At 67.4% G+C, this 24,794-nt stretch carries 23 protein-coding genes; 13 read left to right on the top strand and 10 right to left on the bottom strand.

Features of this window, described 5'->3' with window-relative positions; translation table 11 throughout:
• The first annotated feature begins 4 nt into the window (after positions 1 to 4).
• From WC729_RS19340 to guaD, 5 genes are read left to right on the top strand one after another with little or no spacing between them, the layout of a single operon-like run.
• Complete coding sequence (locus tag WC729_RS19340) at positions 5 to 1,216, top strand: urate hydroxylase PuuD (protein ID WP_372855815.1); 1,212 nt, start codon at positions 5 to 7, stop codon at positions 1,214 to 1,216.
• The gene (xdhA, locus tag WC729_RS19335; RefSeq protein WP_372855813.1) at positions 1,213 to 2,607 is read left to right on the top strand and encodes a xanthine dehydrogenase small subunit; all 1,395 of its coding nucleotides are present in this window, start codon (positions 1,213 to 1,215) and stop codon (positions 2,605 to 2,607) included. Before WC729_RS19340 ends, xdhA begins: the two co-directional genes overlap by 4 nt.
• Complete coding sequence (gene xdhB / locus WC729_RS19330; protein WP_372855811.1) at positions 2,600 to 4,912, top strand: xanthine dehydrogenase molybdopterin binding subunit; 2,313 nt, start codon at positions 2,600 to 2,602, stop codon at positions 4,910 to 4,912. Before xdhA ends, xdhB begins: the two co-directional genes overlap by 8 nt.
• Complete coding sequence (gene xdhC / locus WC729_RS19325; RefSeq protein ID WP_372855809.1) at positions 4,905 to 5,861, top strand: xanthine dehydrogenase accessory protein XdhC; 957 nt, start codon at positions 4,905 to 4,907, stop codon at positions 5,859 to 5,861. The genes xdhB and xdhC overlap by 8 nt, the downstream gene beginning before the upstream one ends.
• Positions 5,858 to 7,138 carry a guanine deaminase gene (gene guaD, locus WC729_RS19320; RefSeq protein WP_372855807.1) on the top strand — a complete coding sequence of 427 codons (1,281 nt, stop codon included), beginning with the start codon at positions 5,858 to 5,860 and terminating at the stop codon, positions 7,136 to 7,138. Before xdhC ends, guaD begins: the two co-directional genes overlap by 4 nt.
• Here guaD and WC729_RS19315 read toward each other — a convergent pair whose 3' ends face one another.
• The gene (locus WC729_RS19315) at positions 7,139 to 8,209 is read right to left on the bottom strand and encodes a LysR family transcriptional regulator (RefSeq protein ID WP_372855805.1); all 1,071 of its coding nucleotides are present in this window, start codon (positions 8,207 to 8,209) and stop codon (positions 7,139 to 7,141) included.
• A 42-nt stretch (positions 8,210 to 8,251) separates the two neighbouring features.
• On the opposite strand from WC729_RS19315, the gene WC729_RS19310 reads away from it, so the two are divergent.
• Both WC729_RS19310 and WC729_RS19305 read left to right on the top strand, forming a co-directional pair.
• Complete coding sequence (locus tag WC729_RS19310; protein WP_372855803.1) at positions 8,252 to 9,481, top strand: GNAT family N-acetyltransferase; 1,230 nt, start codon at positions 8,252 to 8,254, stop codon at positions 9,479 to 9,481.
• Entirely contained in the window at positions 9,468 to 9,656 is a 189-nt protein-coding gene (locus tag WC729_RS19305; RefSeq protein WP_372855801.1) for a hypothetical protein, read from the top strand. The genes WC729_RS19310 and WC729_RS19305 overlap by 14 nt, the downstream gene beginning before the upstream one ends.
• Here the strand turns inward: WC729_RS19305 and WC729_RS19300 are convergent.
• The 5 genes from WC729_RS19300 to WC729_RS19280 all read right to left on the bottom strand — a co-directional run bounded on the left by WC729_RS19300 (position 9,645) and on the right by WC729_RS19280 (position 15,702).
• Complete coding sequence (locus WC729_RS19300) at positions 9,645 to 11,576, bottom strand: prolyl oligopeptidase family serine peptidase (protein ID WP_372855799.1); 1,932 nt, start codon at positions 11,574 to 11,576, stop codon at positions 9,645 to 9,647. The two genes, WC729_RS19305 and WC729_RS19300, sit on opposite strands and share 12 nt — an antisense overlap.
• 250 nt (positions 11,577 to 11,826) lie before the next feature.
• Positions 11,827 to 13,605, bottom strand: a complete 1,779-nt coding sequence (locus WC729_RS19295; RefSeq protein ID WP_372855797.1) for a TMEM254 family protein — start codon at positions 13,603 to 13,605, stop codon at positions 11,827 to 11,829.
• Positions 13,606 to 13,614: 9 nt separating this feature from the next.
• A complete protein-coding gene (locus WC729_RS19290; RefSeq protein ID WP_372855795.1) occupies positions 13,615 to 14,532 on the bottom strand; it encodes an ABC transporter ATP-binding protein in 918 nt (305 codons plus the stop codon).
• Positions 14,529 to 14,939, bottom strand: coding sequence for a GntR family transcriptional regulator (locus WC729_RS19285; RefSeq protein ID WP_372855793.1), 411 nt, complete (start codon positions 14,937 to 14,939; stop codon positions 14,529 to 14,531). Before WC729_RS19285 ends, WC729_RS19290 begins: the two co-directional genes overlap by 4 nt.
• 58 nt (positions 14,940 to 14,997) lie before the next feature.
• Positions 14,998 to 15,702 (bottom strand): Crp/Fnr family transcriptional regulator, encoded by a 705-nt coding sequence (locus tag WC729_RS19280; protein ID WP_372855791.1) that lies wholly within the window; start codon positions 15,700 to 15,702, stop codon positions 14,998 to 15,000.
• 190 nt (positions 15,703 to 15,892) lie between these two features.
• Between WC729_RS19280 and WC729_RS19275 the strand changes: the two genes are divergently transcribed.
• Genes WC729_RS19275 through WC729_RS19260 form a run of 4 tightly spaced genes read left to right on the top strand, consistent with a single transcriptional unit; the run spans position 15,893 to position 21,193 of the window.
• Positions 15,893 to 18,145 (top strand): TonB-dependent receptor, encoded by a 2,253-nt coding sequence (locus WC729_RS19275; RefSeq protein WP_372855789.1) that lies wholly within the window; start codon positions 15,893 to 15,895, stop codon positions 18,143 to 18,145.
• A 43-nt stretch (positions 18,146 to 18,188) separates the two neighbouring features.
• Positions 18,189 to 19,499, top strand: a complete 1,311-nt coding sequence (locus WC729_RS19270) for a CitMHS family transporter (protein WP_372856631.1) — start codon at positions 18,189 to 18,191, stop codon at positions 19,497 to 19,499.
• A 7-nt stretch (positions 19,500 to 19,506) separates the two neighbouring features.
• Entirely contained in the window at positions 19,507 to 20,898 is a 1,392-nt protein-coding gene (locus WC729_RS19265) for an acyclic terpene utilization AtuA family protein (RefSeq protein ID WP_372855787.1), read from the top strand.
• Positions 20,891 to 21,193 (top strand): DUF4387 domain-containing protein, encoded by a 303-nt coding sequence (locus WC729_RS19260; RefSeq protein ID WP_372855785.1) that lies wholly within the window; start codon positions 20,891 to 20,893, stop codon positions 21,191 to 21,193. The genes WC729_RS19265 and WC729_RS19260 overlap by 8 nt, the downstream gene beginning before the upstream one ends.
• Positions 21,194 to 21,242: 49 nt before the next feature.
• On the opposite strand, the gene WC729_RS19255 is transcribed toward WC729_RS19260, so the two are convergent.
• Positions 21,243 to 21,404: a hypothetical protein gene (locus tag WC729_RS19255; protein WP_372855783.1), complete on the bottom strand. Its 162-nt coding sequence runs from the start codon at positions 21,402 to 21,404 to the stop codon at positions 21,243 to 21,245.
• Between WC729_RS19255 and WC729_RS19250 the strand changes: the two genes are divergently transcribed.
• The gene (locus WC729_RS19250; protein ID WP_372855781.1) at positions 21,394 to 21,870 is read left to right on the top strand and encodes a sugar O-acetyltransferase; all 477 of its coding nucleotides are present in this window, start codon (positions 21,394 to 21,396) and stop codon (positions 21,868 to 21,870) included. The genes WC729_RS19255 and WC729_RS19250 overlap by 11 nt on opposite strands.
• A 41-nt stretch (positions 21,871 to 21,911) precedes the next feature.
• Here the strand turns inward: WC729_RS19250 and WC729_RS19245 are convergent, their stop codons facing one another.
• Positions 21,912 to 22,112, bottom strand: coding sequence for a hypothetical protein (locus WC729_RS19245; protein WP_372855779.1), 201 nt, complete (start codon positions 22,110 to 22,112; stop codon positions 21,912 to 21,914).
• Positions 22,109 to 22,327 carry a hypothetical protein gene (locus WC729_RS19240; protein ID WP_372855777.1) on the bottom strand — a complete coding sequence of 73 codons (219 nt, stop codon included), beginning with the start codon at positions 22,325 to 22,327 and terminating at the stop codon, positions 22,109 to 22,111. The genes WC729_RS19245 and WC729_RS19240 overlap by 4 nt, the downstream gene beginning before the upstream one ends.
• A 9-nt stretch (positions 22,328 to 22,336) precedes the next feature.
• Between WC729_RS19240 and WC729_RS19235 the strand changes: the two genes are divergently transcribed.
• On the top strand, positions 22,337 to 23,287 hold the full coding sequence (locus WC729_RS19235) for a rhamnogalacturonan acetylesterase (RefSeq protein WP_372855775.1): 951 nt from the start codon (positions 22,337 to 22,339) through the stop codon (positions 23,285 to 23,287).
• On the opposite strand, the gene WC729_RS19230 is transcribed toward WC729_RS19235, so the two are convergent.
• Entirely contained in the window at positions 23,250 to 24,194 is a 945-nt protein-coding gene (locus tag WC729_RS19230; protein WP_372855773.1) for an ornithine cyclodeaminase family protein, read from the bottom strand. The genes WC729_RS19235 and WC729_RS19230 overlap by 38 nt on opposite strands.
• Positions 24,195 to 24,794: the final 600 nt, after the last annotated feature.

Here is a 24,794-nt window from a genome sequence, read left to right as displayed (position 1 = left end):
GACCATGACGATCGACCTCGCCGAATGGCTCAACCTGGCGATCAGATGGCTGCATCTGACGGCGGGCATCGCCTGGATCGGGTCGTCCTTCTACTTCGTCTGGCTCGACAATCACCTGACGCCCCCCGCGCAAGGGGAGGCCTCGGGCGAACTCTGGTCGGTCCATGGCGGCGGTTTCTATCACAACCAGAAATACCAGGTCGCGCCGAGCCAGATGCCCGATCGCCTGCACTGGTTCAAATGGGAGGCTTATTTCACCTGGATCAGCGGCTTTTCGCTGCTGGTGCTGGTCTATTATGTCGGCGCGCAGAGCTATCTGGTCGATCCGGCCAAGGCAGCGCTCAGCCCCGCCGAAGCGATCGCCATCGGCCTCGTGGCGCTGGCGGTCGGCTGGCTGTTCTACGATCTGCTGTGCCGCTCGCCGCTGGGCACGAACAACCGGCTGCTCGGAATCGTCTGGTTCGCCTTCCTGCTGGTCGCGGCCATCCTGCTCGACCGCGTGTTCAACGGCCGCGCGGCGTATATGCATATCGGGGCGATGATGGGCACGGCGATGGTTGCCAATGTGTTCTTCGTCATCATCCCCAACCAGCGCAAGGTCGTCGCCGATCTGATCGCCGGGCGCACGCCCGATCCGGCGCTGGGCAAGGCCGCCAAGCAGCGCTCGCTGCACAATAATTACATGACGCTGCCCGTTCTGTTCATCATGATGAGCCACCATTATCCCATGACTTATGGCGCGCAGCGGCCCTGGCTGGTGCTGGCATTGCTCGGCCTGACCGGCGTCGCCGTGCGCCATGTGTTCAACCTGCGGCACCGGGCGCAAGCGACCGGGCCGGCGATGGTCCTGGCAGCGGTGCTCGCTTTTGCCAGCGTGACCTATGTTTCGATGGAGAAGAGCGCCGCAGTGTCGACGCCGACTGCCGATGCGGGTGCGCAGCCGGCGCCGGCCGGCAATCCCGTGTTCGCCGATATCGAGCCGATCCTGGCGAAGCATTGTGTGGGTTGCCACAGCGTGCACCCGACCAATCCCGCTTTCACCGCGCCGCCGCTCGGCGTGGTGATGGACAGCTACGGCCATGTCCGCGCCCTGTCGGCGCGGATCCAGAAGGTAGCGGTCGATTCCGAAGTAATGCCGCTCGGCAACGCGACCGGCATGACCAGGGCCGAGCGCCAGAAGCTCGGCGCCTGGATCGCTGCCGGGGCACCAAGATGACTCGCTTCGTCCTCGACGGCGCAGTGATGGAGGTGGAGGCGACCGCCACGGCCAGCGTGCTCGACCTGCTGCGTTACACGCTCCGCCGCACCGGCACCAAGGAGGGCTGTGCCGAGGGCGATTGCGGCGCCTGCACGGTGCTGCTCGGCGAACTGGACGGTGGGGCAGTGGCCTGGCGCGCGGTCAATGCGTGCATCCTGTTCGTGCCGATGCTCGACGGCAAGGCACTCCGCACGGTCGAGAGCCTGTCGGTGGATGGCGCGCTCCACCCGGTGCAGCGCGAGATGGTCGACCGGCACGGCTCGCAATGCGGCTTCTGCACGCCGGGTTTCGTGATGTCGCTCTACGGCCGCAGCATTGGCGCAGCCGGAACATTGGACGAGCCGGTCGCGGATGTGATCGCCGGCAATCTCTGCCGCTGTACTGGCTATGGCCCGATCCTCGATGCGGGCGAAGCGGTGCCGCCAGGCAAGTCCGACGATGAAGATATCGCCGCACTGCTGCGTGGGATCGCCCGCCGGGGTTCGGGCGCGGACTGGTTCGCGCCGCGCACCGCTGGTGAATTGGCTACTTTGCTGGCCGCCCATCCCGGTGCACGGATCGTCGCCGGGGCAACCGATGTCGGGCTGTGGGTGACTAAACAATATCGCGATCTCGGCACCGTGATCTTCATCGGCGATGTCGCCGATCTGCGGGCGATCGAAGAAGATGCGGACGGCCTGACCCTCGGTGCTGGCGTGCGCTATACCGAGGCGAGGGCGGCGCTGGCGCGGCTTCACCCCGATCTGGGCGAACTGGTGCGGCGGATCGGCGGGCTGCAGGTGCGCAATTCGGGTACGATCGGCGGCAATATCGCCAACGGCTCGCCGATCGGCGACATGCCGCCCGCGCTGATCGCGCTCGGGGCGACCCTGACGCTCCGGCGCGGCGATGCGCGGCGGACCATCCCGCTGGAGAGCTTCTTCCTCCGCTACGGCGTGCAGGACCGTGCGCCCGACGAGTTCGTCGAAAGCGTGCATGTGCCGCATCCTTCGGCCGACACGATCATCCGCATCGTCAAGCTGTCGAAGCGTTTCGACAGCGACATCTCGGCAGTCTGCGGGGCATTCGCGATCACCGTCGAGCAGGACCAGGTGACCGCGGCGCGCATCGCCTTTGGCGGCATGGCCGGAACGCCTGCCCGCGCTGCCGCCTGCGAAGCGGCGCTAATCGGCCAGCCCTGGTCCGAGATGACGATCGAAGTCGCCGCCCAGGCGCTGGCGCGCGATTATGCGCCGCTGACCGATGTACGCGGCTCCAGCGCCTATCGCCTCACGGTCGCCGCGAACCTGCTGCGTCGTCTCTGGGCCGAGCGGTCGGGCGACATGACCAGCGTGCTGGCCGATGGCTGACGTCGATCTCCCCTCCGGCGCGGTCCACCGGCCGCTGCACCACGATAGTGCCGAGGCGCATGTCGCCGGCCGCGCGATTTATGTCGACGATGTCGCGGAAGCGCCCGGCACGCTCCATCTCGCCTTCGGGCTGGCAAGCGAGGGGCATGGCAGACTGGTCTCGCTCGACCTCGACGCGGTTCGCGCCGCGCCCGGCTTGGTCGCGGTGCTCACTGCCGCCGACATTCCGGGCAAGAACGATGTCAGCCCGGTCGCGGGGGACGACAAGCTCTTTGCCGAGGACGAAATCCTCTATCCCGGCCAGCCTTTGTTCGTCGTCGCGGCGACCAGCACCGGCGCCGCCCGCCGGGCCGCGCGCCTCGGCAAGGCCATCGTCGAGCCGCTTCCCGCGCTCGTCACCATCGGTCAGGCGCAAGCCGATGGATCGGTGATCGAACCCAGCCAGTGCATGTCGCGCGGCGACGCCGATGTCGCGCTCGCCGCCGCGCCGCACCGCCTGTCGGGCCGGCTCGAAATGGGCGGGCAGGAGCATTTCTATCTCGAAGGCCAGGCCGCGCTCGCCACGCCGGGCGAGGGCGGGCAGGTCCATGTCCTGTCCTCCACCCAGCACCCCAGCGAAGTGCAGCACCTCATCGCCAAGGTGCTGGCGCGCAGCCATGCCGATATCACGGTGGAAGTGCGCCGCATGGGCGGCGCATTCGGCGGCAAGGAGACCCAGGCCGCCGCCTATGCCGTCGCCTGTGCGCTGGTCGCCACGAAGACCGGCCGTCCGGCCAAGATCCGAGCCGACCGCGACGACGACATGGTCATGACCGGCAAGCGCCATGAATTCGAGGTTGGTTATGACGTGGGCTTCGACGACGAAGGCCGGATCGAAGGCATCCGCCTCGAGCTTGCCTCGCGCTGTGGCGCCACCGCCGATCTGTCGCCGGCGATCAACGACCGCGCGATGTTCCACGCCGACAATTGCTACTGGCTGCCCGCGGTGGAGATCGTCAGCCACCGCTTGAAGACGCACACCGTCTCCAACACCGCCTTTCGCGGCTTTGGCGGGCCGCAGGGCATGATGGCGATCGAGCGCGTGATGGACGCCATCGCTGCCGCGCGCGGGCTCGATCCGCTTGGCGTTCGCCGGATCAACCTCTATGCGCCGGGCCGCGACATCACGCCCTATCACTTGACGGTCGAGGACAATGTCGCGCCCGAGCTGATCGCCGAGCTGGCGGCACACACTGACTATGACGCGCGCCGCGCGGCGGTCGAGGCGTTCAACGCCAGCCACAAGGTGCTGAAAAAAGGGCTCGCGCTCACCCCGGTGAAGTTCGGCATCAGCTTCACCACCACGCATCTCAACCAGGCAGGCGCGCTGGTGCACGTCTATGCCGACGGTTCGATCCATCTGAACCATGGCGGCACCGAGATGGGGCAGGGCCTGATGGTCAAGGTGGCCCAGGTCGTCGCCGATGTCTTTGCCGTGCCGGTCGACCGGGTCCGCATCTCCGCGACCCGCACTGACAAGGTGCCCAACACCTCGGCCACCGCCGCCTCGTCCGGCGCCGACCTCAACGGCATGGCGGCGTTCAACGCGGCGGAAACGATTCGCACGCGTCTCGCCGAGTTCGCGGCGGGCAGGTTCGGCGGCTCGGTCGAGGCAGTGCGTTTCACTCGCGACGGCGTCGTCGCATGCGGCGAGACGGTGCCGTTCGATACGCTGTGCCGGCTCGCGCATCTCGGCCGCATCTCGCTGTCCTCGACCGGCTTCTACGCGACGCCCCACATCAGATACGACCGCGCCACGCATCGCGGCCGGCCCTTCCTCTACTTCGCTTATGGGGCTGCCCTGTCGGAAGTGGTGATCGATACCCTCACCGGCGAACACAAGGTGCTGGCCGTCGATATCCTCCACGATGTCGGACGCTCGCTCAATCCGGCGATCGATCTCGGCCAGGTCGAGGGCGGCTTCGTCCAGGGCATGGGTTGGCTGACCACCGAGGAACTGGTCTATGACGATCGCGGCCGCCTGCTGACGCACGCTCCCTCGACCTACAAGATCCCGACCGCCAGCGACCGGCCCCGCCGCATGGACATCCGCCTGTGGGAACGCGGCCGCAATGCCGAGCCGACCATCCACCGCTCCAAGGCCGTCGGCGAACCCCCCTTCATGTTGGCGATCTCGGTCTTTTCCGCATTGACCCAGGCGGTCGCGGCTGCGGTGCCGGGCAAGGGCCTGCCCGATCTCGACGCGCCCGCGACGCCCGAACGCATCCTCGCTGCGATCGATCGCCTGCAGGGCCGCGATGGCTGAGTGGACCGAGGCCGCGCGCGCAGCGCTGGCGCAGGGCCCGGCGGCGCTGGTGACGATCCTCGCAACCGAAGGCTCCGCCCCGCGCGGCGCCGGCACGCGCATGGTGGTGACGGTGGATGCCCTCCACGGCACGATCGGCGGCGGCGCGCTCGAATGGCGCATGACCGAACAGGCCCGCGCGATCCTGGCGCTGCCCCCGGGGAGCTGGCGGGTGCAGGATTATCCGCTGGGGCCGCTGCTCGGGCAATGTTGTGGCGGGCGGGTACGGTTGCTGGTGGAGCGGCTCGGTCCGGATTGTGGCTGGATCGGGGACCTCGAAAGTGGGAAGGAAGTCGTGGCGAGGCTCGAAACCGGCTCGATCAATCGCAGCACCTTCCCCGGCGAAGGCCGGGGCCCAGTTACGACCGGCCCGATGCTGGGCCCCGGCCTTCGCCGGGGAAGCATTGTGGCCAGGGGAGCGCTTCCCGAAGAGGGTACTGCATTCCTCGAACCCATAGAAACCCCCGGCACCCCCCTCATCCTGTTCGGCGCAGGCCATGTCGGCCGCGCCATTGCCGATCGTATGCCGGGCCTTCCCCTCCACCTCGCCTGGTTCGACAGTCGAGAGGATGCGGCCAACTATCCCGGCGTCATGCAGGCCGAAGAAGCGGAAATGGTCGACTGCGCTGGAACCGCCCCCGCCGACGCGGCGATCCTGATCGTCACCCACGATCACGCCCTCGATTACCGCCTCACCGCTGCGGCACTCGCCGGAAACGCAGGCTATGTCGGCCTGATCGGCTCCGCCACCAAGCGCGCGCGCTTCCTCTCCCGGCTCTCGAACGAGGGAATCGATGCGTCACGCCTCACCTGCCCGATCGGCCTGCCCGGCGTGACCGGCAAGGAGCCGGCGGTGATCGCCATCGCTGCGCTTGCCCAGATCCTGTCGCTCGCCAGGCACGCGGCATGACTGCCCAAGCCTACCGCGCCGAGCTGCTGAGCGTCCCCGCGGACCCGGCGCAAGGCGGCACCATTCGCCATTACGCCGACGGGCTGATGGTGGTGGAGGACGGCATCGTCGTCGCGTTCGGCGATCATGCCGATCTCGTGCCGCGCTTTCCCGGCGTGCCGGTCGAACGCCTGCCCGGACTGGTCGTCCCCGGCTTTGTCGACACGCACATCCATTATCCGCAAACCGACAGCATCGCCGCCTATGGCGGGCAGCTGCTAGAATGGCTCGAGCGCCACATCTTCCCGGCCGAAGCCGCCTTCGCCGATCGTGCCCACGCCGACGAAGTCGCCGGCTACTTCCTCGGCGAGCTGCTGAGGAACGGCACCACCAGCGCGCTGGTCTTCGCCACCGTCCATGCCCAGTCGGTCGACGCCCTGTTCGAGGCGGCGCTTGCCCGGAACATGCGCATCGTGTCGGGCAAGGTGCTGATGGATCTCGGGCCGGAGACCCTGCACGATTCGGTCGAGACCGGTCGGGCGGACAGCGAGGCGCTGATCGCGCGGTGGCGCGGGCGTGGGCGGCTCGGTTATGCGGTGACGCCGCGGTTCGCGCTCACGTCGTCGGATACGCAGCTCGCCGGCGCGGGCGATCTGGTCGCGGCGCACCCCGATGTGCTGATGCACACGCATCTCGCCGAGAATATGGGTGAGATCGCCGCCGTCGCCAATCGATTCGCCACCGCCCGGGACTATCTCGACGTTTATGATCGCTTCGGGCTGGTCGGCCCGCGATCGGTGTTCGCGCACTGCGTCCATCTGGAGGATCGCGCCCTTGCCCGGATGAGCGAAGCGGGATCGAGCATCGCCTTCTGCCCGACCAGCAACCTGTTCCTCGGCTCTGGCCTGTTCGACCTGGCGGCTGCCGATCGCCACGGCGTGAAAGTGGGGATCGGCACGGATGTCGGTGCAGGGACCAGCTTCTCGCTGCTCGCTACCTTGGGCGAGGCCTACAAGATCGGCCAGTTACGCGGCACGACCCTCGACCCGTTCCGCGCGCTGTACCTCGCAACGGCGGGCGGTGCCCACGCCCTTGGACTGGCTGACCGGATCGGCGGGTTGCAGCCCGGACAAGAGGCCGATTTCGTCCTGCTCGATCCCGCCGCCACGCCGTTGCTCACGCGGCGCACCACCAGCGCAGGCCTCGCAGAGAAACTGTTCGCGCTGCAGATATTGGGCGACGACCGGGCGATCGCCCGCACCTATATCGCCGGCCGCTGCGCCTGGATGCGCCGCTGATTATTTCCGCGGGTCGAGCAGTCCCTCGAACAGCCGGATGACCTTGCCGGTGCGGTTCTTCTCGAAATCGCGCGGATGGACGAACTGGTCGGCGAACCAGGGATAGAGGTCCGGGTCGAACGCCGTCTTCAGCCAGTCGATCGTCGCGCGCACCGCCGGCGAATGCCGCGCCTCGGCATGGAAATAATACCAGAGGTCGAAGCGGAGCGGCAGCGGCACGTCGAGCGGAATCAGGTGCTTCGACACTGCCCGGGCATAGGTCGGCAGCGCGGCGATTCCTGCGCCGTTCACCACTGCCCAATAGACCGACAGGGCGGAATTGGATCGGATCGGCATGAACCCGTCGGGCCAGTCCGAGCCCACGAGGAATTTGACCAGGCTCGAATTATAGCCCGGGCCGCTCTGCTCGATGAACTTATGCTCGCGAAACTGGTCGAGCGAGGTCATCGCCCCATGCTTGCGGATATAGGTCTCGGACGCGAACAGCATGTAATGGACGGTCGCCAGCTTGGCGCGAACCACGTCACGGTGGTGCGGCTCGCTGAAGGCCACGCCGACATCGACCGTGTCGCTCCGGTCGCGCGCCGAATCATAGTCGAGCTGCAGCGATACCGTCAGGTTCGAGAGCGACGGCGACAGCTCGTTGAGGCGCGGCGTCAGCCACAGGCTGCCCAGTCCCTCGGTGCAGCCGATCGTCAGCTCGCCGGGGTTGATCAGGACATTGGCCTCGCCGTCGCCCTCGCTTTCGGCCGACAGGGCGGCGCCCGCCATCTCGCGCGCGGCGCGCGCCATCATCAGGCCGATATCGGTAGGCACCACCCCGCTTCTCGACCTGCCAAGCAATTTGGTGCCGATTCGGTCCTCGAGCCGCTCGATTCGCCGGCGCAGAGTATTGAGGGACAGGCGAGAACTGTCTGCCGCGGCTCGAAAACTATGATGTTCGGTGACAAGCAGGAGTGCGCGAAGATCGTCCCAGTCCAGATCCCGCACGAGGGTGCGCACGTGCGTGGCGTTCCACCGGGGAACACCATGGTCTGGATTTTGGATCGCGGCCGGATGCTTGCTCGCCATTACACTCCTGTCGGGCCTTAACCTAACAGTGGGAGCAAGAAAATGCGAGCGGAGCTACAAACACCCCATCGCGACAGCTTTGGCCGCCTGCGCTTCTCCGAAAAGGTCGAGCATACGCTGGCGCGCGCCAGCAGCGCCCCCGTTTCGCGGATAGCGACAGACGCGGAAATTGTCTCAGTTCTGGACGAGGCATCGCGCCTCTTCCCGGTCGCGTCGCTGTCGGCCGTGCGGCGCATGCGCAAGCGGAATGCCGGCGTCGTCCGGATGATCGAAGGCCTGGGGGCACGAAACGAATCGGCGATGCTGGCCTATCTGCCGCTGTCGGCCGAAGGGGCGAAGCTGCTGGTCGGAGGACGCTTCGACGGCAAGAATCCGAAGCCGGAATGGATCGTCGCGGAGAACGACATCCCGACCGCCATCTATATCTGGATGGCGTGGACGCCCGGCACTCTGGCGCGGTCGCTGCCGGCGATGGCGCAGATCTTCTCGTCGCTGACCCCTGACGGCTGCCCGCTCTTCTCGCGCGCATCCACTGAGCATTCCATGCGGATTCACACCAATATGGGTTTCCAGCAGGCCGCGCAGATCTATCCCGGCGCGCCCGAATGGCTGCTGGTGGTCCTGCCCGAAGGCGAGATGGCGCCCGTCCGCAAGGCAATGGCGGTCCGCCCGCCCGCCCCGAAGATCGAAGTACGACCGGTCCGCTCGTTCGAGGACATGGCGATGATCTTCGCCGTGCGCTCCTCCACCTATATCAGCGAGCAGTTCTGCCTCTATTCGGAGGAGTTCGACGGCAATGATTTCTGCGCGACTCACCTGATCGGCTTCATCGACGGCGACCCGGCCGGGTGCATCCGGATGCGCTATTTCGGCGATTTCGTGAAGGTCGAGCGGCTGGCGGTGCGCCGCGAATATCGCCGCAGCCGGCTCGCCTTCAAGCTGGTGCGCGAGGCGCTGGCGCTGGCGCGGCTCAAGGGGTTCAAGCGCTTCTACGGTCATGCCCGGCTCGATCTGGTGCCGTTCTGGGCGATGTTCGGCTTCCGTGAAATGGCCGAGCGTCCCTTGTTCAAGTTCGCCGACGTCGAATATCGCGAGATGGAGCTGGACGGCGAAGCGGACGAGAACCCGATCGGCATCGGCGACGATCCGATGGTGACGATCCGCCCCGAGGGTGCCTGGGACGAACCCGGCCCGCTCGAATTGTCCAACCTGCGGCCGAGCCGCGCGGCCTTTTTCAGTGACATGAAAACGGTCAGCCGTGTCGCTCACTAGCCAGCAGGCGAAGATGGGGGCGGGTGACGCTGTCCCGCGCCTGTGGACGGAGGAAGAGTTCGCTGCCTTGCGCACCTCGATGGCAGCAATGCTGGTCGAGGCGCGGAAGATGGGGCTCTCGCACTGGGAGCTCCGCCGGGTCGACGACCCGGCGGCCGAAACCTCACCCGATTGAGGGGCGCCGGGGTTTGGGTGCGGGATGCTCGTCCAGGCTGGTCCCGATCCATTGGCGCAGGTCTTCGGCGGCTGGCGTTGCGGCCGGGCCGCCGAGGTGCCGCGCCAGCATCGCCTCCGTGAAATAGAGATAGGCGCGCCGGGCCATCGGATCGTCGGGCGCGTGCGGCTGCTTGCGCGCGACGATCACGTCGGCGTCGCGGCCGAGCTGCCTGAGGCGCGCGGCATAGTCGATCACGCTGCGGATCGGCACGCGCTCGTCGCGGCCGGCGGCGATGATCAGCAGCGGCGTGCGCATCGCCGCCACCCGCGCGAACGGCGATTGCGCGGTCAGGCGCCGGGCAATGGCGGGGTCGCGCGCGTCGAGGCCAAGCAGGCGCAGGGTCGTGGCGAAGGCGATGCCGCCGCTGCTGGCGATGTTCCCGCGATCGACCACCTGGCGCGACACCCAGCCGAAATCGGCCGGCGGCACGATCGCGACGCCGACGCGGAACAGGCCCGATCCGTTCGACAGCGCCTGCAGTGTCGAATAGCCGCCGAACGAGGCGCCGACGATGCCGACCCGTTTCGGATCGCCGATCCCGCGCGCGAGCAGCCAGCGCACGCCTTCCTCGATATCGCGCTGAACCCGGCCATCGCCGAAATCGCCACGCGGGCTGAGCATGTAAGCACGGCCATAGCCCGTCGATCCGCGGAATTGCGGGCGAAACACCGCATAGCCGCGATTGGCGAGAAGCTGCGTGGTCGTGCTGTAGTCGGGCTCGTCATGCGACCATGGGCCGCCATGCACGGCGGCGATCAGCGGCACCTGCGCGAGGTTGCGGCCGGCGGGCACGGTTAGCAGGCCGTGGATCATCATGCCGTCCGACGCGGGAAAACTGACCGGAAACGTCGCGGCGAGCGCCGCTTCGGGCACGCGCGGCCGCTTGCCCGGATCGTCCAGCACCAGGGTCAGCCCCCCGGTCCGTGGATCGAACAGGAACCAGCGCAGGCCCTGCAACCGCGACCCGCGCTCGCGCACCAGCCATTGTCCTGAGGCCGGGGAGATGGTGACGTCGCCGGGCAGGCGCTGCGCCAGCAACGCCAGCGCGCGCCGCGTGTCGTCGGTCAGGCCGTAGCCAGCAGGTGTGCCGCCGCGATAGCCGGCGATAAGGGGCGCGCCTGATCGCGGATCGATCGCCAGCGAATCGAGATCGCGCTCGCCCGCCGGATCGCGGTGGAGCAAAGTACGGCGCCCATCCGCATCGATCATCATCACCGCACGCAGGTCGCCGCCGAGATCGCTCGCGAGATACAGGCCGCGTCCATCGGCAGTGGTTCCGGCCAGGTCGCACCGCTCCAGCCGCACGCAACGGGTGAGGATGCGGTACCGTCCGTCGGCGCGGCGCGCGAGGATGACATGATGATCGCCCTCCACGACCTTGGCAAAGGCGGCATGGCCGTCGGGGCCGATCGCGAAATCGACGGGGTCGCGGCGGCCAAAGGCGATCAGCCGACGCTTGCCCCCGCGCTCGACCCGCCATAGCCGATAGCCGATCGGGTCGCGCTGCCCGTCGATACGCCGCTCTTCCTTCAGGATCGCGGCGGCTGGCCGCCACGGATCGACTCCGGCGAAGCTCAGTCCGGTCGACCCGCCAAGCTGCGCCACCAGCCCGGACCCGAGATCGCCCGACACCGCGATCATCCGGAGCGTGCGGTTCGACGCGAGGAACAGCCAGCGCCCGTCATGCGACCAGAAGATGTCGTCGGCATCGGCGCGCCGCAGCAGCTTGCGCGCCGCGCCGCCGGTCGGTTTCAGCCACAGGCTGGTCTCCTCGCCGACCTTGCGCAGCCAGGCGACATGGCCGCCATCGGGCGCGATCGTCGCCGCACCGATCGTCGGCTCGACCAGAAACGCGTCACGCGGGATTTGCGTGGGCACCGGCCGCGCGCGTTCGGCGGCGAGTTGAGATTTTAGCCCGTCAATATCTTCCCTTCCCCGGCGAAGGCCGGGGCCCAGTTGGGGGACAGCAGTAAATGGGCGCCTCGCGCTGTCATGAGCCTCCCCCAACTGGACCCCGGCCTTCGCCGGGGAAGAAGCAAGGAGTGTCGCTCCACCCCAAACAAGCGTCATCATCCCGGCCGCGACGAGGCGCAGCCGCCAGGTGTCAGTCATCGTCCATCTCCAGAATTCAGCGTTGCGGCTTGGGCCGGATCAGCGCGAAGGCAACCAGCATCGGCACCCCCAGGATCAAGGTCGCCGCGCTCCACACCGCCTGCGCCCGCACCGCCAGCCCTCGCCGCCGCGCCAGCAGCCAGGCGATCGTGGCCGAAAGGAAATGCAGCAGCGCCATCCCCACGATCACCCCGGCCGGCAACGCCACCGGCACGCGCACCTCCAGCGGCTCATGCTGGCCGAACAGCCCTTCGGCCTTGTCGCGCACGATCTTCAGCGGCAGCGACAGCCAGTAAGGGGCGTACCGCGACACCGCCGGGAAATCGGGGTTGAGCGTCCGTTCGGCGACCGGTGTCGGGTGCCCCGCCCCGTCGACCCGCACGATCTGCTGCCATGCCCGGCCCGGCCCGTCGATCGCGCCATGCCCATAGGTGAAGGAGATCAGATAGCCGTCGAGCAGCTCGATCGCATCGATCCGCGACATGCCGCCGATCGGCGCGGGCAGGGGGATCGTCGCCAGCGCCGGATGCAGCCGGTCGCCCTCGTCGAGCACCCGCACGTCATAAATCCGCAGCGCCTTGTCGCTCACCAGCCCGATCGCATCGCCCATCTTGGTGGGCCCGTTCGCGATCGTCTCGGTCGCGGGCAGGGTGATGCGGGTATGGAGCTGCCCGTCATCCTCGTTGAAGGCGGCAATCTGCGATGCCGCCATCAACTGCCCGCCGGCGACCGGCAAAGGCGGCGTCCTGAACGCCGCGCCGCCGTCGAGGCCGAGCACCCCGGCCCGCGCCAGCGTCGCCAACCGCACGCCGTGGAAACGCATATCGTCGTGGCTGAAGGTCCAGCGCACCCCCGCCCGCGCGTCGTCGAACTCGATCGGGACGACATTGGTCAGCCCGCCTCGCGCCGGCAGCCGTGCGGCCTGCGGCGGCAGGGTGAAGACTTCGGACAGCTTCACCTGCTCGCGCCACAGATCGGCTTCCCGGTCATGTCGCCCGGCGAGCCCTGCCTCGATCAACGGACCACCCTCTGCCCGCACTGCCTCGACCACGCCGCCCCTGGGCGGCACGCTGTTCAGCGGATGCGTGCCCGTCGCGATCCAGACGATCTGGAAGACGATGTCCCCCGCCACCACCGCCACGATATAGGCGCCCATCGCCACGCTCAGCGCCGTCCCGGCCAGCGCGCCTCCACGCGGCGTCTCCTCCAGATCGGGCTTGAACACGCTCGCGACCAAGGCCGCCAGCGCCGCCGCCACCATCGCCTGCACCGCAATCGCGCCCCATCCCGCGGCAGCGCTCATCGTCGGCAGCAAGGCGGGCACCAGCGCCAGCCAGGCGTAGCGCCGCGGGCCGAGCATCGCATAGATCCCGGCAAGATAGCCGATCAGCGCAATCAGCAACGCCGCGACCGGCAACAGCCAGTGCCGCGCATCGACGAAGCGCGCGCCGATCGCGCCGTGGCTGGCCAGCAGCACCAGCACCGGCAGCGCCGCCGCCACCGCCAGCATCGCGGCGCCAGCGCCCGCCACTGCCAGCAGGATCCGCCCCGGCGCGATCGGCCGGTGCAGCAGCATGATCCACTGGTTGGTCCGCCGATAGGTGCCCGCCTGATACAGGCCGAACAGGATGCCCGCCACGGCATAGATGCCCGCGACGAGCTGATAGACCATCAGCGGCTGCTGGATCGCATCGACCACCCGGTCGAAGAACAGTAGCACCCCGGCGTGCAGCGCGGCGGCGCCAAGCGCCAGCCAGCGGAAGCGGCGGCACTCGGCCTTGAACAGTTCGAACATGAAAGCTCCTCAGCCCGTCGGGCCGGCATGATGGCGGGTCAGGAAGGCGTCGACCGCGCGGTCGAGCGGCACCGCCTGGCTCTGGATGGTCTTCGCGCCGTGCCCGCGCAGATAGTCGGCGAACGCGTCCCCCTGGTCGATCACGGTATAATGATGCACCCCGTCGATCCGGCGATGCTGGAGCAGTCCCGGCACACCCTCGGGCTCGGGGCCCTTGAACGGGATGTCGGTTACCCACAGCCGGATGCGCTCGCAGAAATCGTCGGGCGCCGAGAAATTGCGCAGGCGCCCGCGCTCAAGCACGACGAGATTGTCGGCCAGCCGCTCGACCTCCTCGATCTGGTGCGAGCAATAAAGGATCGTGCGCCCCTCCGCCGCGACCCCGTCGATCAGCGCGTCGAGCACGCGACGCTTGGCGACGACGTCGAGCCCGAGCGTCGGCTCGTCGAGGATCAGCAGCTCGGGATTCTGCCCCAGCGCCATGGCCAGGTTGAGCCCCGCCCGCTCGCCGCGCGAGAGCTGCGACACGCGCTGCTGCGCCAGCAGGTCGAAGCTGCCGATGACGTTATGGAAAGCGCGTTCGTCCCAGCGCGTGCCGTGGTGGCGCCGCTGCATGTCGGCGATGGCGGCGACGGTCATCCAGCCGGGCAGCGTGTGCTCTTCGTTGACGAAACCGATCCGCCCGCGATCCTCCGGCGTCAGCGCGCGGCTGTCGCGACCGAGGATGAACGCCTCGCCCGAATCCGCCGTGATGAAGCCCAGCAGCAACCGGAACAGCGTCGACTTGCCCGCGCCGTTCGCCCCGACCACGGCATGGATGCCCCCGCGCGGCAGCGCGAGGTCGAGTCCATCGATCGCCACCTTCTTCCCATGCCGCCGGGTCAGTCCCCGCGTCTCGATCGCGAACTCGCTCGGCGCCGCGGTCACGCGATCTTCCTCGGCGCCAGCAGGTCGAGCGCATCCTCTACCCGGGCGATCGCCACATCATGCGGATACTGGATCGCCACCACTTCATTGACGAACCGCCCGAGCGCATCGTCGAACCGCCGCTCGCGCTCCTCGGCGCTGAACTGCTGCCGCCGCACCGCGACGAACAGCCCGAGCCCCTGGCGCGATTCGAGCCAGCCCTCGGACGTCAGCGTGGTGTACGCCTTGGCCACGGTATTGGGGTTGATGCCAAGCTGCTGCGCCAGTCCGCGCACGCTCGGCACCTGAGCGCCCTGCGCCAGGTCGCCGGTCGTGATCTGCATGCGGATCGCATCGACGATCTGGCGGCTGATCGACCGGCTGTCGCCGGTTACGATAGCGATGGCGATGGGGGAAGTTCGGGCCAAGGCAGGACTCGCTGTCTGTGTGTACTATGTAGCGTAGTACACACAGACAGCACGCCGGTCAATAGGTGCAGATCTGCCGCAACCGATCATGATCGAGCACCACCCAAGCGCCCTGCCGCTTCTCGACGATCTGCAACTGCTTGAGATGACTCACCTCGCGGTGGACGCTCTGGCGCGTCACGTCGAAGATATCGGCGATGTTGGAATGGGTGATCGGCAGCGTGATGCGCGTGCCGCCATCGCCATCCTGCTCGCCGGCATGCTCGGCCAGGTTGGCGAACATCGTCGCGATGCGCTGCCCCAGCCGCTGAGTCGCGCGCTGCTCCCGGCTCGCCATCTGCCGCGAGATCGCCTGCGCGAATTTGCGGCACAGCGCCTCGGGGATCTCGGGGAAGCGATGATACAGCTCCCAGAAATCGTCGCGCTCGATCTGGCGCAGCACCGCGGGCGTCAGTGCGATGGTCGTGTGGTTGTGATTGCGCCGGGCGATCACCGCCGTCTCGCTGAAGCAATTGCCCGCGGCGTAGATGGTGATCAGTGCCTCGCGCCCGTCGACATGCAGCCCGATCAGGCTCAGGAATCCGCTCTCCACCTGGAAGATGCGTGTCGCCGCTTCGCCGGCGCGCTTGACCGGCAGGCCCGGCGCCACGCTGATCCGCGTCATGCGCGCTTCCATCGCCTCGCGCACATGCGGCGGCAGCTCGCCGATCCAGTTCTCGCGGTTGATGACGCCCGCTCGGGGCGCGCTCGGCGGCTCGTCCATCTCTCCCTTTCCCGGACCTTTGCCCGGATGTCGTCGCTGCGCATCCTAACGCAATTAATTCCCGGCCGGTGTAACATTGGTGACACGCATGGCGGCTCGCGCCGGTGCAGATGCCCCTGATCGCGGATGGCGAAGACGCCGCCGCGCCAACAACCCGGGCACGCGTATGCCGGGGTAAGGGGAGAAGGACATGATCGATCGTCGCGCGCTTTGGCGCACCGCAACGGCCCTTGGCGCCCTCATGGCCGCGCCGGCCTATGCCCAGACCAGTGCCGATCCGGCCCGGACGGCCGAGCAGGCCCCGGACACGAACACCGAGACGGAGACCGGCATCAAGGACATCGTCGTCACTGCCCGCCGCCGCGAGGAATCGCTGCAGAGCGCGCCCGTCACGGTCACGGCCTTTTCCGGCGCGCAGCTCCAGGAAAAGGGCATCACCAACATCGACAGACTGATCCAGGCGACGCCGGGCGTGAATTTCGACGCCAATCCGCGCGCTGCGCCGCGCCCCTTTTTCCGCGGCATCGGCAGCAGCAATCAGGGCGCGGGTGGCGATCCCTCCTCGGTCGCCTTTCTCGACGGCGTCTATCTCGCGCGCGGCGCGATGCTCGGCATCGATTTCTACGACATGGAGCGGGTCGAGGTGCTCAAGGGGCCGCAGGGCACGCTCTGGGGCAAGAACGTCGTCGGCGGCGCGATCAACTTCATCACCGCGAAACCGTCGCGCGAGGCCGAGGCGAGCGCACAGATCACCATCGCCGAATACGGCCAGCTCAACGGCCATGTCATGCTCAACCTGCCGGTGACGGACGGCATCTCGACCCGGCTCGTGCTCGGCGCGGTGACCAACAACGGCTATCGCCGTACGCAGGACGGGCACCCGCTCGACGACGAGAACATGGTCAGCGCCCGTTTCCAGACCAAGGTCGATATCGGCGCGGGCACCTCGCTGCTCCTGTCGGCGGACATCGCCAATCAGGATCTCTCGGACAATTCGCGCTACAACGTCATCGTCCTGCCGTTCCGCACCACGCCGCCTTATGGCTATGACGATTACGACAAGCCGCGCATCGCCAACCCGGATCGCCTCGGCTTCATCCGTTCGCAGACCGGCGGCCTGCGCGCCGAGTTGACGACCGATGCACTCGGCTTCGCCAGCTGGACCACCACGGCCGCGTGGCGCTCGCTCGATTACAGCTTCTCCAACGATCTCGACGGCACCAATGCCGCGACCAATCTCGCCAATCATCTCGGCACGGACGGCCTCCAGATCATCGGCCTCGAAAAGGCGGATTCCTATTCGGCCGAATCACGCCTGTCGTCGCTCGGCACCGGCTCGCTGAGCTGGGTCGCCGGCCTCTATTACAATCACGACACCATCTACCGTGAGCGCGAGACTCAGCAGCAGGTCGTCGCGACCAGCGTCAACCGCTTCAACGGCGAATCGCGCAACGACAGCTATGCCGTGTTCGGGGAGGCGCAGTACAAGTTCGGTTTCGGCCTGCGCGTCTTCGCCGGCGGCCGCTTCACCCAGGAAAAGAAGGTCTACCGCGCCTCGCGCATCCGCGGCACGCCGGCGGCGCCCGTGGTCAGCTACGATATCTCGGCGACGCCTGGCGTGTTCGAGAAGGGCGTGTTCACCTACCGCGCCGGTGTCGACTTCCGCGCCAACGAGCATATCTTCGCCTTCGCGACGATCTCGACCGGCTTCAAATCGGGCGCGTTCCAGGAACAGCCCGGCACCGCGGCGCTGGCGATGGTGCCGACCGCGCCGGAAAAGGTCACCAATTACGAGATCGGGCTGAAGACCGACTGGTTCGATCGCCGCCTGCGCGCCAACATCTCGGCCTTCAGGATGGACTATCAGGATTTCCAGACGATCAAGGTCGTGCCCGACGCGAGCGGCGGGCCGCTCGCCACGCGGCTGACGGTCGACACCGCCGACGCGACGATCAAGGGCATCGAAACCGAATTCATCGCGCAGCCGGCCGAATGGTTCGATGCGACGCTGCGCTACACCTATCTCCACCCCTATTTCACGCGCTTCATCCAGACGGCGGCGTTCGACGCCTCGGGCAATCCGGTGTTCGTCGACGCGGCCGGCAACCGGCTCAGCCGCACGCCCAAACATGCCGTGGTCGCCGATGTCGGGGTGCAGACGCCAAAGGCGGACTGGGGCTGGCTCCGCGCCGGCGTGGTGATGGATTATCAGAGCGACATCTTCGACAACAACGTCAACGATTATAAGGAATATCGCCGCGCCCGGACCTTGTGGGACGCGAGCATCACCTATCATCCGAACGATCGCTGGTCGGCGCAGCTCTGGGTCAAGAACCTGACCGACAAGGAATATCGCATCTGGCAGACCAATGGCGGAAGCTATCAGTTCGTCCAGTACGGCCCCCCGCGCCAGATCGGCGTGACGCTGAACGCCGCCTTCTGATGCCGCATCCTTCCTCCGCCATGGGAGCTGTTCCGACGTGCTGATGCTGCTCGGCTATCTGATGATCGCGACCTTCATGGTCCTGATCATGACCCGGCGCCTGTCGGCGCTGGTCGCGCTGATCCTCGTGCCTTTGGTGTTCGGGGTCATTGCGGGGCACGGCGCCGATCTCGGGCCGATGGCGGTGGAGGGCCTCGCCAAGCTCGCGCCGACTGCGGCGCTGCTGCTGTTCGCGGTGCTGTTCTTCGCGATCATGATCGATGCCGGCCTGTTCGAGCCGCTGGTGACGCGTATCCTGCGCTTTGCCGGTAACGATCCGATGCGCGTCGCGATCGGCACTGCGATGATGGCGTGCGTCGTCTCGCTCGACGGTGACGGCGCGACCACCGCCCTCATCACCATCACGGCGTTCCTGCCGGTCTATCGCCGGCTCGGCATGAACCCGCTGGTGCTCGGCGTCATCCTTGCGTCCGCAAACACCGTCATCAATCTCGCCCCTTGGGGCGGCCCGACCGGTCGGGTCGCGGCCGCGCTTCGCGTCGATGTGGCCGATCTGTTCGTGCCGCTGCTCCCGGCCATGGTCGCCGGCATCCTCGCCACCTTCGGCATCGCCTGGTATCTCGGCCGGGGCGAACGCAACCGGCTGGCATCGAATACAGCCGGAGCCGAGGCGCCCGCCGGCGACCTTTCCGTCGCCGCCATTGGCCTCACCGATATCGACGAAGCACGGGAGGCGCTGCGCCGCCCCCGCCTGTTCCCGGTCAACCTGGCGCTGACCATTGCCGTCATCGGCCTCGCCGTCTCGCATGTCGTGCCGCTGGCTTTGGTGTTCATGGTCGGCCTGTCGATCGCGCTGATGCTCAACTATCCCCGCATCGAGGCCCAGCGCGATCGGCTCGCCGCGCACGCCGCGACCGCCCTGCCGATCCTGATCCTGATCCTCGCGGCCGGCGTCTTCACCGGCGTGCTGGCCGGCACCGGCATGGTCGACGCCATGGCCAAGGGCGCGATGACCGCGATCCCGCCCGCGCTCGGCCCCTGGCTCGGCCCGATCACGGCGTTCATGGCCGCGCCGCTCACCTTCGCGCTCTCCAACGATGCCTATTATTTCGGCGTCGTCCCGGTGATCGCCCAGACGGCCGCGCATTACGGCATCCCCGCGGTCGAGATCGGCCGTGCCTCGCTGCTGGCCCAGCCGATCCACGCGCTCAGCCCGCTGCTCGCCGCGCTCTATTTCTCCTCCGGCCTGCTCGGCGTCGATGTCGGCGCGCTGCAGCGCTTCTCGCTCAAATGGGCCTGCCTGCTCACCCTCGTCCTGATCGCGACTGCCTGCGCGACCGGCGCCATTCTCTGAGGTATCGATGACTGAACGACTGACTGGAACGATCAACGTCATCGTGCCGACCGGCGCAGTGGGAGCCGGCGTGCGAGAGAGCGACATGCAACACGGCCTCGCCGCCGGTGCCCATGCCATTGCCTGCGACGCCGGGTCGACCGACAGCGGCCCGGCCTATCTCGCGACCGGCCGCTCCAAATATGCGCGCGATTCGGTCAAGACCGATCTCGCGATCCTGATGCGCGCCCAGGCGTCGGCAGGCATCCCGCTGCTGATCGGATCGTGCGGCACCTCGGGCTGCGACATGGCGGTCGACTGGATGCGCGACATCGCGCTCGAGATCGCGCTGGAGGAAGGTCTCAACCCTCGCATCGCGACGCTGTATTCCGAACAACGGCCCGCCGATCTGGTTCGCGCCGCTGCGGAGGGCAGGGTGACCCCGCTCCCGCCGATGGAAGACACCGACGCAACACTCTTCGCCGAATGCGACCATATCGTCGCGCTGATGGGTCCCGAGCCCTATATCGAGGCACTGCGACTGGGCGCGGACATCGTGCTCGGCGGCCGCACCACCGACACCGCGGTGATCGCCGCCGTGCCGATCATGCTCGGCGCCGGCGTCGGGCCGGCCTGGCATGCCGGCAAGACGGCGGAGTGCGGCGGGCAATGCACCGTCACGTCGCGCGACGGCGGCGTGCTGATCCGCGTCGGCTGCGACGCGTTCGAGGTCGAGCCGCTCAGCCCGACCAACGCCTGCACGCCCGCCACGGTCTCGGCGCACATGCTGTACGAGAACAGCGATCCGTTCGAGCTGCTCGAACCCGGCGGCGTGCTCGACGTGCGCGAATCCTCCTATGCCGCGGTCGATGGCCGGGTGGTGTGTGTCTCCGGATCGCGCTTCCTGCCCAGGCCCTATACGATGAAGCTCGAAGGCGCTGCCGGCGGGCCGTTCCAGACGATCATGCTGGTCGGCATCCAGGACCGCGGCGTGCTTGCCGAGATCGACCGGTTCGTCGCGCAGATGCACACCTTCCTCACGGCGCGGGTCGAGGCGACGATGGGTCCGCATGCCGGCGCCTTCGACATCTCGCTGCGCCCCTATGGCTGGAACGCGGTCTCGGGCACCGTCATCGGCGCGCCGGAGCCGCCCCCGCGCGAGATCGGCCTGTTGTTCGTCGCGACCGCGGACACGCAGGAGATCGCGACGCAGATCGCCAAGACCTGCAACCCCGGCTTCTTCCACATGCCGCTCGACATGGACCAGGAGCTGCCGAGCTACGCCTTCCCGTTTTCGCCCGCCGAGACCGAACGTGGGCAGGTCTATGATTTCAAGCTCAACCACGTGATCGCCGTCGATGACCCGCTTCAGCGCGTCCGGATCGTCTTCAGCGAAAAGGACGCCCTGCTCGATGCCTAAGCTCAGCGATGTGTGCCACGTCCGGTCGAAAAATGCCGGCCCCTTCTGGATCACGCTCGATCTGTTCTTCGCCGACCGCACGGCGTTCGATCTGTATGCGGACGCCCCCCAACTCGGCACCCAGGCGATCGGTCAGGTCTTCGAGGTCGACGCTGCCCTGATCAAGCGTTTCACCGTGCCCGATCTCTGCGTGGTGAAGCTCTCCTACCCCCGCCCGGCCCCCCAGGGCGGACGGCTGGAGCGCGATATGCACGGCGGCCAGCAATATGTCCGTCTGCTCGACATCGAGCTGTGAAAAAAGGGTCGGCGTGATTTTTCCCGTCCGCAGTTTCGCTGGAACCCGGCTATAATCGCAGCGATATCGGCGCCGCTTTCTCGTGCCGACAAGCTTGCTCACCTTCGCCGGGAAAACGAATGTCGAAAGAGGACGGCATCAGGATCATTCCGCGCAGAACGCCTGAATCGGCGGCCATGGTTGCCAGCGTCAGGCGCGCGATGGCGATCACCCCGGTCCTGAACCGCCTGACGTTCGACGATGCCGACCAGATCCGGGCGATGTTCAGCGACCTGATCGGCACCAGGGTGGACGACAGCTTTTCGCTGATCCCGCCCTTCTTCACCACCGGCGGCGAGAATATCCGCGTCGGGCGCAACGTGTTCATCAACCAGAATTGCACCATGTACGACCTTGGCGGGATCGACATTGCCGATGAGGTGATGATCGGGCCGAATGTGAGCCTCATCACTTCGGGCCATCCCGTCGATCCTGCGCAGCGGCGTGAGGCCGTGATCGCAAAGCCGATCGCCATCGAAAGAAACGTCTGGATCGCAGCCAATGTGACGATCATCGGGGGCGTAACGATCGGCGAAAATTCCGTCGTTGCGGCAGGCTCCGTCGTCACCAGGGATGTCCCGCCCGACACGCTGGTCGGCGGCAATCCGGCAAGGGTCATCCGGTCGATCGGCGACTGAGGGAGCGTCCCACCCTGCCTCGCGGATATCGACCGTGCGGATCAGCGGGCCGCGAGGCGATCCTTCAGGAACCTGGCCATCAGCGCGTTCGCCTGACCGGTCTCGGGCACGTCCGGCATGTACGTCCAGAACGCATGGGGAAGCCCGTCGAACACGACCAGGCGGGCGTCCACGCCCTGCTCGTACAGCGCCCGGCCGAAGATCGACGTGGCGCTCAGCACCAGGTCGCGGGTGCTGCTCACCAGCAGCGCCGGGGGGGAAAGCGCGACAGGTCGCCATATAGTGGCGACAGGATCGGATCGGTGAGCGGTGCCTTGTACCCGGGATCCAGGGTCCCGCCGCCGAACGGCATCGGCATCCAGGATTCCGAATCCCCTTTCTTGCCGACATCGGCACCGCCGGAGAAGAAGCCCAATCTTCCACTGGTCCGATCGATGCGGTAACCGGTGTCAATCAATCTCCGCTCGTGGGTATCGGAACAATGATCATGTCGACCTGCATTGGAACCGCTCCGGCCAGCCCGGTGCATCGAGCCGGAGCCGCCCGGCTCGCTTGCGCGCTCATTGCCGGCCTGGCGCTCGCCGCCCCAACTCAAGCCCGGACCGCAACCCCTCGACCGCCCGCCGATCCGCCGGTGGAGAAAATCCGCCCTTCCAAGATCATCCTGGTCGGCGATTCCACCATCCAGCCCCAGAGCGGCTGGGGCTCCAGCTTCTGCGGGTATCGCATCGTCTCCACCGCCGCCTGCCTCAATCTCGCGCGGGGCGGGCGCAGCACGAAGAGCTATCGCGCTGAAGGCTCCTGGGATGTCGCGCTCGGTGAAATGAAGACGCCGGGCTATGTGGATATCTGGGTGCTGATCCAGTTCGGCCATAACGACCAGCCGGGCAAGCCGGGCCGCTCGACCGATCTCGCCACGGAATTCCCCGCCAATCTGCGCCGCTATGTCGCCGAAACACGCGCTGCCGGCGCGAAGCCGATCCTCGTCACGCCGCTCACCCGGCGCCAGTTCAGGGACGGCAGCCTGATCCGCGAGCTCGATCCGTGGAACGCGGCGATCCGCAAGGTCGCCGCCGAGCTCGATGTGCCGCTGGTCGAGCTGAACGCGCGCAGCGCCGCGGTGATCGAGGCGATGGGCCCCGCCATGGCGACTCATTATGCGCAAAGTGCGCCGACCCCCGACATCGTCGCCGCTGCCCTCACCGGCACGACCAGCGCGTCCGACCCGTCCGTCCCCGTGCCGCCTGCACCGCCGCTGCCGCCGCTCGCGGCCGGCGCGCCGCCCTATACCGCCCGCGTGCGTCCGCTGTTCGATTACACGCATCTCAATCGCGACGGCGCCGATCTGTTTGCCGGCATCGTCGCGGACGAGCTGGCGATCAAGGTGCCGGCGATGCGCCCGTTGCTGGTCCCCTGAGGCGCGGCCGTCGCCGGCCCTTCCTACAAAGCATAAAGCGCCCAGACGCTCGCCAGATCCTGCACCACATGGCCGAGCGACTTGTACGCCGTAACCTCCTCCGCTGATCGTCGCCCATCAGCCCTGCCGCTTTCGCGTTCCGGAACTCCGCGCCCTGGGCCTGCACGCCTTCGCGGCTGTCGACGATGAAGCGGGATCGCACGACCAGGTCATGGTCGACCTCGACCGGCCCGGCATGGCTTGATCCGACCAGGTTGACGTGAGTCCCCGGCCGCACCCAGGCGCCGTGCAGGATCGGCTTGGCAGCGCTGGAGACGGTGCAGACGATATCCGCTTCGGCCACCGCCTCGCGCACATCGTCCACTGCCGCGATCTCGATTCCGGTCTCCGCACCCATTGCCCGCGCCAGCTCCGCCGCGCGATAGGGCGAGCGACCCCACACCAGCACTCGCTCCAGCGGGCGCACCGTGGCGATCGCACGGATATGCGTCGCCGCCTGCTCGCCGGTGCCGAGGATCGCCAGGACGCGCGCGTCGGCGCGGGCCAGCGCGTCGGTCGCCACCGCGCTCGCGGCGGCGGTGCGGATCGCGGTGACTTCGCCGGCATGGGCGATGCAGATCGGCGCGCCCGTCTCGGGATCGAAGATCGCCACCACGCCCTGATGCGACTGGCGCCCCTTTGCCGCATTGCCGGCGAACACGCTGATCAGCTTGGCGCCGAACGGCCCGTCCATGGCGAGCGCGCCCGGCATGATCCCGAACAGCCGGCCCTCGCTCAGCGGAATGATCGATCGCAGCAACTGCCGCGTCTCGCCGGTCGAAAAGGCGATCATCGCCTCGCGCACGATCGGGATGCAGAGGTCATAGGTCAGGCGCTCGCGCACTTCCTCGCGGTCGATCAGGCGCATGGAAACTCCGCAAAAAGCCAGGGGCACGGGATCCCGTCCGGCCCATCCTGTCTGCCAACGCCGCCGCACGCAACCGCAGCTCGATTCAAGTCAGCGCCGCCCGGGCCTAGGGTCGCGCGCCGTCATTCCCGGCTGCGGCGAGGAGAAAGCGCGATGGTGCAGCGATTTTTCGAACGCGCAAGTAAAGCTCAGGCTATATCCGATAGGGGTCGCATAATTCGCCAAATAAAGGCCCAGTCATGGCGCACTGTCGATTCAGGTGCGGTAGGCTCGTGCCGTTGGATATTTCCAACGCATGAAATCGAATTTTCCAACAGGCTGCGCAACCGGCAAGAAGCCGACGAAAATTTCGGGGGGTACGTTGGGTCGCATAAATCCGCGAATATTTGCCCATCGCTCGGTAAAACGACCAGGCTATACTGTGCCGGCGCAGCCGGTCGCGTACCGATACAGCGCCGTGGCAGCACTCTTCTCGCGCTTTACTGTGCACCCCGAACCGAGCGACGCAACGCCGTTTCGTAAAATCAAGGTGTTGAAAACAAAGAAAAATCACGCAAACCGGTGCCAAATGCCGCTCGAACCGCCGCTAAAACCGCCTCA

It is taken from the genome of Sphingomonas sp. (genome assembly GCF_041661825.1).
Classification (GTDB): Bacteria; Pseudomonadota; Alphaproteobacteria; order Sphingomonadales; family Sphingomonadaceae; genus Sphingomonas.
The sequence above is the reverse complement of the archived record's forward strand: the minus strand, read 5'-3'. Positions and strand labels throughout refer to the sequence as shown.